This is a genomic window from Pseudoroseomonas cervicalis ATCC 49957 (assembly GCF_000164635.1).
GTDB classification, from domain to species: Bacteria; Pseudomonadota; Alphaproteobacteria; order Acetobacterales; family Acetobacteraceae; genus Pseudoroseomonas; species Pseudoroseomonas cervicalis.
In genome coordinates this window covers 1-1,898 of sequence record NZ_GG770838.1, presented here as the reverse complement: position 1 = coordinate 1,898, position 1,898 = coordinate 1, and the positions used below count along the sequence as shown (strand labels likewise).

The following is a 1,898-nucleotide window of genomic DNA, read 5'->3' as shown; positions in this document are numbered from 1 at the left end:
CCGAGCGCATCTCCCTGGTGCCGGCCGAGACGGTGCTGGGCTCGCTCGGCCGCATGGTGCGCGAGCTGGCGCGCGAGGCCGGCCGCACGGTCGCGGTGCGCATGGAGGGGCTGGACCTCCAGGCCGACCGCCGCGTGCTGCAGGCGCTGAAGGACCCGGTGACGCATCTGCTGCGCAACGCCATCGGCCACGGGCTGGAGAGCGCCGAGCAGCGCGCGCGCTTGGGCAAGCCGGTCGAGGCCGAGGTGGCGCTGCTGCTGCGCGCCCAGGGCGGGCTGCTGCGGCTCTCGGTGCTGGATGACGGCCGCGGCCCCGACCTGGCGCGGATCGAGGCGATCGCGGTGCAGCGCGGCCTGCTGCCGCCGCGCCCGGCCGACCAGCCGCCGCCGCCGCCCGAGCGGCTGCTGGCGCTGGTCTTCGAGCCCGGCTTCTCCACCGCGCCGGAGGTGGACCGGCTCTCCGGCCGGGGCATGGGGCTGTCGGTGGTGGCGGAGGTGGCGCGCTCGCTGCGCGGCGGCGCCACGCTGCGGCCGCGCCGCCCGGCCGGCACCGAGGTCGAGATCGCCGTGCCCTTCTCCGCCGCCCGCCAGCCGGTGCTGCTGGTGGAGGCCGGCGGCGTGCCCTACGCCCTGCCGAGCCACGGGGTGGAGCGGCTGCTGCGCCTGCCGGTGGCCGCGGTGGAAACCGTCGAGTCCCAGCCGGTGCTGCGCATCGAAAGCGGCGGGCGCGACGTTATTGCCCCCGTGATCGCCCTGCCCGCCCTGCTTGGACACCCCACAGCGCCGATTCCGGTGGAGGCGGGGCATGTGAAGGCCGTGCTGCTGCGCAGCGGCGAGCGGCGCTGCGCCCTGGCGGTCGAGGCGATGCAGGATGTCCGCACCCTGATGGTCGAGCGGCTGGAGGCCCCCGGCGTCGATCCCGCCCTGGTGGTCGGCGTCGCCCTGCAGGAGGGCGAGGTGCCGGCGCTGGTGCTCAGCCCCGAGGGGCTGGTGGCCCGCTGGCTGCGCGAGGAGGGGCGGCTGGCCGGCGCCGGCCTCGGCCTCGCCCCGGCCGAGCAGGCGAAGCCCGCCGCAACCATCCTGGTCGTCGACGATTCCATCACGACCCGGACGCTGGAGAAGAGCATCCTGGAGGCGCAGGGCTTCCGCGTGCTGCTCAGCGTCGATGGGCTGGACGCGCTGAACCTCCTGCGCGGCGGCGAGGCGGTGGTCGACCTGGTGGTGGCCGATGTCGAGATGCCGCGCATGGATGGCTTCGGCCTGTTGCAGGCGCTGAAGACCGACCCTCGCCTGGCCGCCATCCCGGTGATCCTGATGACCTCGCGCGCCGATCCGGAGGATGTGCGGCGGGGGCTGGATCTCGGGGCCGGCGCCTATATCACGAAGCAGAAATTCGACCAGCGCGAGCTGCTGGCGACCATCGGGCAGATGCTGTGACTGTTGCGACCCCCCCCGTGCGCGTGATGATCGTCGAGGATTCGCTGGTGGTGCGCCGGCTGCTCGCGCATATCGTCTCGCGCGATCCGCGGCTGACGCTGGCCGCCGCCGTGGCCTCGGCCGAGGAGGCGCTGCAGGAACTGCCGCGCATCCGCCCCGATGTGATCTCGATGGACATCCGCCTGCCCGGCATGGACGGGCTGGAGGCGACCCGGCGCATCATGGCCGAGCAGCCGACGCCGATCGTCGTCATCGCCGACAGCGTCGAGGATGCCTCGCTGCGCATCTCGATGAACGCGCTGCGCGCCGGCGCGCTGTCCGTCGTCGAGAAGCCGGTCGGCATGGAGACCGGCGGGCATGAGCGCATCGCCGAGACGATCTGCACCCAGCTCTACATCATGAGCCAGGTGCCGGTGATCCGCCGGCGCGGCACCCTGCCGCCGCGCCCCGCGCCGCGCCCGG

Annotated in this window: 2 protein-coding genes; both read left to right on the top strand. The window is 74.4% G+C overall.

Features of this window, described 5'->3' with window-relative positions; all coding sequences use genetic code 11:
* A partial coding sequence (locus HMPREF0731_RS19495) for a hybrid sensor histidine kinase/response regulator (protein WP_007005933.1) occupies nt 1-1,436 on the top strand: 1,436 nt, incomplete at its 5' end.
* A 26-nt stretch (nt 1,437-1,462) separates the two neighbouring features.
* A partial coding sequence (locus HMPREF0731_RS19490) for a response regulator (protein WP_007005932.1) occupies nt 1,463-1,898 on the top strand: 436 nt, incomplete at its 3' end.